This is a genomic window from Pseudoalteromonas umbrosa, assembly GCF_030125375.1.
GTDB lineage: Bacteria > Pseudomonadota > Gammaproteobacteria > Enterobacterales > Alteromonadaceae > Pseudoalteromonas > Pseudoalteromonas umbrosa.
In genome coordinates, this window is sequence record NZ_JASJUU010000023.1 from 96,583 (window position 1) to 104,625 (window position 8,043).

Annotated in this window: 8 protein-coding genes; 2 read left to right on the top strand and 6 right to left on the bottom strand. The window is 40.3% G+C overall.

Annotated elements, in window-relative coordinates:
- Positions 1–173: 173 nt before the first annotated feature.
- The 5 genes from QNM16_RS25800 to QNM16_RS25820 all read right to left on the bottom strand — a co-directional run bounded on the left by QNM16_RS25800 (position 174) and on the right by QNM16_RS25820 (position 5,004).
- Positions 174–1,010 (bottom strand): alpha/beta hydrolase, encoded by an 837-nt coding sequence (locus QNM16_RS25800; RefSeq protein ID WP_284023074.1) that lies wholly within the window; start codon positions 1,008–1,010, stop codon positions 174–176.
- The gene (locus QNM16_RS25805) at positions 1,010–2,329 is read right to left on the bottom strand and encodes a M23 family metallopeptidase (RefSeq protein WP_284023075.1); all 1,320 of its coding nucleotides are present in this window, start codon (positions 2,327–2,329) and stop codon (positions 1,010–1,012) included. Before QNM16_RS25805 ends, QNM16_RS25800 begins: the two co-directional genes overlap by 1 nt.
- Positions 2,330–2,331: 2 nt before the next feature.
- Entirely contained in the window at positions 2,332–3,675 is a 1,344-nt protein-coding gene (locus QNM16_RS25810) for a M23/M56 family metallopeptidase (RefSeq protein WP_284023076.1), read from the bottom strand.
- A 10-nt stretch (positions 3,676–3,685) separates the two neighbouring features.
- Positions 3,686–4,063, bottom strand: coding sequence for a BlaI/MecI/CopY family transcriptional regulator (locus QNM16_RS25815; protein WP_336620315.1), 378 nt, complete (start codon positions 4,061–4,063; stop codon positions 3,686–3,688).
- Between the two features lie 98 nt (positions 4,064–4,161).
- Positions 4,162–5,004, bottom strand: a complete 843-nt coding sequence (locus QNM16_RS25820) for a LytTR family DNA-binding domain-containing protein (RefSeq protein ID WP_284023077.1) — start codon at positions 5,002–5,004, stop codon at positions 4,162–4,164.
- A 159-nt stretch (positions 5,005–5,163) separates the two neighbouring features.
- On the opposite strand from QNM16_RS25820, the gene QNM16_RS25825 reads away from it, so the two are divergent.
- Positions 5,164–5,574, top strand: coding sequence for a DUF2141 domain-containing protein (locus QNM16_RS25825; RefSeq protein WP_284023078.1), 411 nt, complete (start codon positions 5,164–5,166; stop codon positions 5,572–5,574).
- Between the two features lie 11 nt (positions 5,575–5,585).
- Positions 5,586–7,115 (top strand): carotenoid oxygenase family protein, encoded by a 1,530-nt coding sequence (locus QNM16_RS25830; RefSeq protein WP_284023079.1) that lies wholly within the window; start codon positions 5,586–5,588, stop codon positions 7,113–7,115.
- Between the two features lie 28 nt (positions 7,116–7,143).
- Here the strand turns inward: QNM16_RS25830 and QNM16_RS25835 are convergent, their stop codons facing one another.
- Positions 7,144–7,353 (bottom strand): hypothetical protein, encoded by a 210-nt coding sequence (locus QNM16_RS25835; protein WP_284023080.1) that lies wholly within the window; start codon positions 7,351–7,353, stop codon positions 7,144–7,146.
- Between the last annotated feature and the right edge of the window lie 690 nt (positions 7,354–8,043).

Consider the following 8,043-nt stretch of genomic DNA (forward strand, 5'->3'; position numbering starts at 1 on the left):
TTTTAAAACTTAAAAATAAATTCTTATTGACACTTTTTCACAAAGAAATACCTTAAGGCCACAACGCTCAAAATTATACATTTTATTAACATGCAAAAAACAAAACAATTTAGTCCTGCAGAATATGCAAAAGTTTATGCAGTTCAGGGGGTAACCGTAAATTGTCAAGTGAGCTATTTACCGTATAAGCTGATTAACCCCTCTGTAAGCAATAATGCAAATACACTAAAGTGAGACATATTTGGGATCACGGTATGTTGGTAGTCGAGCCCTTTATACTGGCGCTTGTCGAGTATGCCAATAAACTCCTTTAAATCCGCAACCATCCAGCCTTCGTTACCACCTATAAAATAGCGTACCTTAGCCTTCAGTGTATTATTGTACTTTGAATAGCGCTCTTCCATTTCGAATATGACTTTATTGTCATACCAAAATGATGGGCTACCTAAAATATAAGAGCTAAACAATTCCGGCTGATATAGCAAAATATAAGTGCCTAATAGTCCGCCGTACGAATGGCCAACGAAGGTTTTACGCGAATTATCAATGCGATATTGACTTATTACCAGTGGCAATACTTGTGTTTCGATAAACTTGACATAATTTTTTGCTTGCCCCGAAACTTGCTGAGCCTCTTTTGAGTGACCCATGGTCTCTTCAGGCGCAAAAGTAGGTGTATAGTCTCGAGTTCGGCTAATAAGTGGGTTGGTTCCTTTTGAGTAAGAAATACCAACGACAACAACCTCTTCAATATCTCTGCCTTCAATTAAATGAAGAATGCCACTGGCTGTTGCAATGGAGTAACTCGTATCATTAATTAAGACAAGCGGATAATGACGCTTTGATTTGTTATAACCTTTAGGTAATCGCACATAGAGCTCATAGCTTTGTTGATTAATTTTGGATGTCACTTGTATTGTGTGCGTATTTTGAATGGTAAATGGCTCATTTGCGAACGCCTGCATAACAAACAATAAAGGCATCAAAGTAACTATAAATCTTCTATACATTATTGAAGGTTCTCCTTAAGAATATAATTAAAAACGAGTTCTGATGATTCACTGTGCAACTCATGACGTTGCTGTAATTGACCCTCAATACGGCTTACCGTATTTAAAAAGGCTGCTAATTCGTTACCGGAAAGTGTTTGCTCTGTCTGTTGAGGCATATTGAGTTTCAATGGATTAATTGCATGTCCATCTTTGTGTACTTCGTAATGAAGGTGTGATGCTTGTGATAGTCCAGTATTACCGAGATATCCAATGACTTGACCTTGCTTAACGATGTTCCCCACTTTTAGACCTTTGGCAAAGCCCCGTAAATGAGCGTACAAAGTTTGATAACCATTGCCATGTTTTATGATAATCCGATTACCAAAACTCCCTCCCCAATTTGCTTTGAGTACTTTGCCATCCCCAGCGGCAAAGATTGGCGTGCCTGCAGCAGCCGCAAAATCTAGCCCTTTATGCAGCCTTGTAAAACCGAGTATCGGATGTTTACGATGCCCAAAAGTAGATGATAACCGCGCGCCGTTGAGCGGGGTTTTGAGTAAAAAGCTTTGCACTGGCCGCCCGTCAGCATAATAGAACCGCTCGTATTTATCGCCACTCTCTTCAAATAGATAAAGAGCATGTACCTGACCTGCAATCGTCAACTTGATATACCGAACTTTATTTAAATCACCTTCCCTTGAGAGAGCATGAGGATTGATAAGCTGGGTAGATTGATAGATAACCTCAAAAACATCCGTTTCTTGTAAAGATCTTTGGAAATCGACTTGATAAGAAAGAATCGCAATGGCTCTTTGAATTACCTCAACATCCATACCGGCATCCAACGCGCTATTGTAAAGACTGCCGCCAACGTTTACTTGAATGTGCCTATCGATAAACTCAGTCTCAAGCTGTGACTCTTTAACTTGCCAACCCTGCTCCGCCAATGTCGCCGTAATAATTGTGGCAAACCTCACACCGATAGAAATGGCTTTAAAGTCACCATTTTCATTCAGTATCACTTGAATCGCCTGACCAGAGGCTAGCTTATTAAGGTCCAGCCATGGTTTAACTGCAGCAATTAACGAAATGACTTGTGGTGTTGTTACACCAAAGCGCTTTAGGACACCCAATAGATTTTCTCCAGCTTCTACCCTTACTATGTGAGATGACGTCCTTTCGCTCTTTATAGGCGCTTCTGTTATTTTACTGGTAGCTTCCTCGATTGACGTGTCGTCATCTGGTGTTTGTCTATATTCGACTTTATCTACATTCTCTGAGGTGCAAGCAACCCCTACAACTAAGGCTGCAGTAATCAATATGCTATTTTTTATCATGGTTATTTTAGCTCTAGAATAGCCAACGGATTTATCCGTTGCTCCTGATGTAACAGCTCGAAGTGTAAATGCGCTCCAGTCACACGCCCCGTAGCGCCTAAAGTACCTAGCTTACTTCCTGCTTTGATCTGCATGCCTTGTTCAACTGTGATCTTATCAAGATGCGCGTATAAACTTTGATAGCCATTAGCATGCTGCACAAGGACTACATTGCCTAAATTCGGTGATAGAGTAGTTTTATCTGCAATAACAACAATACCACCTGAGACGGCTTTGACTGGTGTACCAACAGGCGCAACTAAATCAATACCACCGTGGGGCTTGGAATGTCGAAATTCAGAGATATGACCATAATATGAGCTGATCCGAAAATCAGTAAGTGGGTTCTGCCACCGCTCAGTTGCCGAGTATAATGCAGGCGCCGCTTTTATATTCGCAAAACCCAATACAATGGAGAGAAAAAATAAAAGGGCAACGAGGTATACAGGCTTATTGGCTTGTGGCTGAATTATCTGCTGTAACCTCGATTTATAGTCCTCTAAACTCAGCGCGTCTGAGGAAAAGTTTGCGGTACTGGGTACCGTACTGGCCGAAATCGAGCGCTTCAATACCGTCATCAAGGTTGTCGCATAGTGCTTTTTATTAATGTCATAGCCCCTGAGCGTTTTCAAATCACAACGTAACTCCATCGCATGAATAAAGCCTTTTTCCATCTGTTTGATAAACGGATTAAACCAAAAAATACATCCCAATATACTCCAAATTAATAATGCAATGTGATCCCTATGATGTATGTGCGTCACTTCATGGCACAATAAGGTGTTCTGTTGCTCAGCGCTAAGCTGCGAAAAATAACTCGGTAGTACAATTTTGCTATTGATCAGCCCAAATACAAAAGGAGAACAGGTGATAGGTAATTGTACACAAGGCACCTTTGACATTGATTGTGAAAATGGCTCTGACGTAATTAATAAACGCCGAATACTCAACCAACTTTTACAAAGGCCGCTTAGCTTTCGCATAGCAATAGCTAAATAAACGGCAAAAATAATGTAAAGCAACACATCAAAGGAAAGCGGTATATTTTGCACAGACAATTGACCAACCTGATGCTGCTTTTGCTCAATGTAGCCTCCAAATTCAAGCAGCACTTTTGGCACTTTTCCAATCTCAGAGCTTGTACTCACCGGTAAAATAGGTAATACAGATAATCCCAATATCGCCCACCATATTGTCGGTGTAGCCGGGTATTTTATGACTATATACTTACCGATATTAAGCAATAAACAGCTCGTCAATAGCCACAAAGCTAACATCATGAGCGGGCTGATTAGTGACCAATCCATGTTGTTGTACCTATTTCTTATCTTGTTTATTCAGCTCTTCAAGTAATGACTCGAGTTCATCAAGTTCATCTTCTTGAATTAAACGGCTGTCTGCAAACATTGCGACTGGCAACGGCCCATCTAATTCAAAAACTGACTTTGCAAACTCTTGCGCACACGCCGCCAGTGTTGGCATCTTATCGACCTCAGCGGTAAATATTTTTTTATTGCCTTGCTCGCCCACGCTCAGCAAGCCTTTGTCGGCCATGCGCTCAAGCGTCTTTCTAGTAGACGAATAACTCCATGCAAATTCAGCTTCAATAGCATCATGGATCTCTCTGGCAGATCTCGGCTCTTTTTGCCAAAGCAATTTTAATATAACTAACTCTGTGTTATTTGGTTTCAACATACACCCTCCTGTGACATATGTCGCACTTTAACACGCAACACAGTGCGACACAAGTCGCACCATGTTCAAAAAGTGAGTTTTATCGCCAGAGCAGCCTGTTACGACATATTGAGCTTATCTTTTGTTTGGCCAAGGAATGTTTGTGAGACTGGGACTTCTAAGTCATTACTCATTAGTAAAATAAGCCGACGCCCTTCGCGCTTTGTTGCAGTCACTGCGTTGGTGGATACCCACCAAGAGCGGTGAGCCTGAAAGCCTGGATAACCATCCAATTGCTTCAGTGCGTCTTTAAAGCGCATTAAAAGCATATGGCTCCCTTTGTCTGTGTGTACTTGCAAATAATGATCATCCATTTGCAAACAGATGAGTTCCCCGCGTTTTTCGATAGGCAATTTACTCATAAAGTCCATCAACATTTTCTGCTGCAATATCGTCACTTCTGGTTGCTCTAACTCTAAACGCTTCTGCTGATAAGTGATCACGGCACTTTGCTCCAGCACATAAGCCTTTGTTACGCTAATTAAGGTGATCACCCCACCGATAAACAAGCAAGCTATAATCGAAAAAGGCACTTTGTCCCAATAATCTGATGACAATGAAAAAAACAGATTAATGATAAATGGTGTGATGAGTCCCATGATTAAACTGGCACATAAAATAGATACCACCAAAGAGAGAACATTCTTCGCCTTCAAATTAGGCGCTATACTCGACAGCACCGCTCTACCCAAAGTCAATGCTGGTGCATAAACTAGGTAACCACACATACAAGTGGTTACCCAAAAGCCCAATGCATACACAAAACTAATGTTATCCATACCAAAAGGTTTTAAAAAAGCCAAAAAGCATGCGAATAACAAAACAATAGTGCTATCAGAAGCAATATTACGAATTGTCCACCTAGAGCTTTCATCATGATTTTTATAGTTATTTTTTTTCATTTCACGATTCGCCAAAAAAGTATCTACTAAATAAGTCTAATCTACGAAGTACCTGCCTCATCCACGAAACTCATATTGTTCATAGATAAAATCCATTCTATCGTTTTTATCAATCAGCGCAAATAAGCACAAATAAAACAGATAGATAAGGAAGGAAATATGAAGTCTTTAATCTCAACACTGGCACTATTGTGCACACCAGTCATGGCCAACCATCTCGAATTACAAATCAATAATGTTAGTAATGAACAAGGAAAAGTGTATATCGAGTTGTTTAAAGGTGCACAGAACTATAAAGCAGGTAAAAGCTACATTCAGAATATCATCTCGGCTAAAGCAGGCACGATAAAGGCTAATTTCTCAGATATAGAAAGCGGAGAGTACGTTGTTCGCTTCTTTCATGACGTTAATAGCAACGCCCAATTAGATACGAATTTCTTTGGCATTCCAACGGAAGGAGTTGGCTTTTCAAATAACGCAACTATGCAATTTGGACCACCAAAGTATCAAGACATGGCTATTACCATCAAAAATGGCAACAACCTAGAAATCACCAATATCAGCTACTAAGGGATCACATTATGGACCGTCGGCAATTACTTAAAGGCATACTTGCAGCACCCATTGCACATGCGGCTATCTCAACACCATGCTTAGCTGCTATGCAAGGCAGTGTATCTCACTTTGACCAGCTAAAGGTAAATAAACAACGCTTTCTAGCTGCATTGGAGAAATATCCAGACTTGGTAGGTGTGCTTGGCACTGACTCTGACTTTTCACCTAATCAACTGAAAATAGAAGGTCAATTGCCAAAAGATCTGACAGGCTGCTTTTATCGAAACGGTCCAGCTCGGCACCAAAGAGCAGAGCAAAGGTATACCCACTTATTTGAAGGTGATGGCATGATCCATCAGTTTCAATTTGCAGAAGGAAAAGTACATCACCAAGGTAAATTTACACAAACAAGTAAATTTATAGCTGAAGAGAAAGCAGGCAAATTTTTGTTTTCAGGCCCAGATAGTAAACTGCCGCATAGCCTTGCAATCAACAACCCTGATTCAATTAATACAGCCAATACAAATGTGCTACCAGTTAACGGGGAATTATGGGCGCTATGGGAAGCCGGCTCAGCAACTGCAATTGATGGTGGCACACTCCAAACTAAAGGACTTATTAACCTAGGTGAAGGAACGCAACATCAGAGTAGTTTAAAAGGGTTACCCTTTTCTGCACACCCCAAAGTAGAAGCAGACGGTACGATATGGAATTTTGGCTATGCACTCAGTGGCCACATCGTTTTATATCAGTTAAATAGTCTGGGAAAATTACAAAATGTCGGTATGCTAAACAGTGGTTTTACAGGAGGGATGGTGCATGACTTTCTAATCACCGAAAAGCACATCCTCCTACTATTGCCTTCTCTAAAGAGAGATAGGACGATAGAAGGGCAATTTTCATCTATTCAATTTGCACCAGAGCAAGCAATGGAAGTGCTCATTATAAGTAAGAACACTTTGAAGGTCGTAAAACAATATAGCTTAGACCCTGGGTTTGTTTTTCATTTTGGCAATGCATGGGAAGATAAAAATGGCAATATCTCTTTTGATGCAAGCTTATACCCTAATGGGGATGTATTTAATCAAATGACCTCTATGATGCAAGGAGAAAGTGATATTCCAATATCACCGGCAAAGACAGTTGTATTTAGCTTATTACGAAATGGAAAAGTAAGTTCCTATACTATTGATGGCATCAGTGAATTCCCTCGTATCTATAATGCATTAACCGGAAAAAGGAACCGTGATTTATTTACTTTGTCATCCATCGAAAGCGATGTTTGGAGTGACAGCGTGAGAAGAATTAACTTAGACAATGATAGCCTAGATACTTTTACTTATGGTAAAGACTACCTAGTGGAAGAGCATGTATTAGTGAATGCCAAAGAAAACACTAAAGGTGATTATTTAGTTGGCACTGCGCTACACACACCAACAAAGCGTACTTGCCTCAATATATTTAACGCACAAAATATATCAGCAGGGCCAATTTGCAGAGCTTGGTTACCCTACGCTATCCCATTAGGATTTCATGGAAACTTCTTAGCGAGTTAGTATTGATAGGCGGCTTTTGCCGCCTTGCCTAAAACCCAGGATTCGGACAAATCCCATTGTAGGTATAACAATTACGTCCAGTGCCACAACCAAGGTAAACGGCAGTATCACAGCCATAAGAGCAGATACCGAATGTTTCAAAATTACCGCCACCTACTTGTGCCGTTTGCTGGGCTGCAAGCTGTTGGGAAGTTGGGCTTAGGTTCTTTACGCTTTTTTTATTCAACTTTATTTTCATAAATATATCCTTTAAATTGTTGTCAATTGTCTCGATACAGTTTTTGTACATCCGATATTTATGAGTCAGCAAAAAATAAATAGTTCAAAAAATTGTACCTTAACTAAATGAAACACTAGTACTAATAACAAAGTTAGCTCGGTCACTGAGCTCTACGTTTGGTGCTTTGAACACTTAAATACTAAGCATAGAACCCCACCTAATAAATAAAATAGACGGCATTCGACGTCAGTCCAGATATAAAACAGAACTTCACAGCACTCATTGAACAAAGCACATTCAATATAAGTCATATAATAAAGGGCAGAATAGATATCAGTGCAAACCTTCAATACTGAGCCTGAAAGATAGCGAATGAAATGAGTATCGTGCAAAAGGTTAGCGACAGCGAACGCAGTGAGTACGCTCTTTTTGTGCAAGGTGAAATGAGCCGCTTTAATCGCTGCTAAGGGACTATATTTAAAAGGAGTAAAGAGTGAAAACGATGAAGGTTACTCCCTTCACCTTGCGCTAATTCGTCTCTTTATCAATGTGCATGACCTCTGCAACATTCGAGACGATTTAGCACGAAAAAAGCCCGACTCTTTCGAATCGGGCTTTCTTTTATTTGGCGCTTGGCAATGTCCTACTTTCACATGGGAAACCCCACACTATCATCGGCGCTATTTCGTTTCACTACTGAGTTCGGCA

Excerpts from the sequence above, each read along its gene's own strand:
- QNM16_RS25800 (WP_284023074.1), bottom strand. The coding sequence starts at position 1,010 with ATGTATAGAAGATTTATAGTTACTTTGATGCCTTTATTGTTTGTTATG.
- QNM16_RS25805 (WP_284023075.1), bottom strand. The coding sequence starts at position 2,329 with ATGATAAAAAATAGCATATTGATTACTGCAGCCTTAGTTGTAGGGGTT.
- QNM16_RS25810 (WP_284023076.1), bottom strand. The coding sequence starts at position 3,675 with ATGGATTGGTCACTAATCAGCCCGCTCATGATGTTAGCTTTGTGGCTA.
- QNM16_RS25815 (WP_336620315.1), bottom strand. The coding sequence starts at position 4,063 with ATGTTGAAACCAAATAACACAGAGTTAGTTATATTAAAATTGCTTTGG.
- QNM16_RS25820 (WP_284023077.1), bottom strand. The coding sequence starts at position 5,004 with ATGAAAAAAAATAACTATAAAAATCATGATGAAAGCTCTAGGTGGACA.
- QNM16_RS25825 (WP_284023078.1), top strand. The coding sequence starts at position 5,164 with ATGAAGTCTTTAATCTCAACACTGGCACTATTGTGCACACCAGTCATG.
- QNM16_RS25830 (WP_284023079.1), top strand. The coding sequence starts at position 5,586 with ATGGACCGTCGGCAATTACTTAAAGGCATACTTGCAGCACCCATTGCA.
- QNM16_RS25835 (WP_284023080.1), bottom strand. The coding sequence starts at position 7,353 with ATGAAAATAAAGTTGAATAAAAAAAGCGTAAAGAACCTAAGCCCAACT.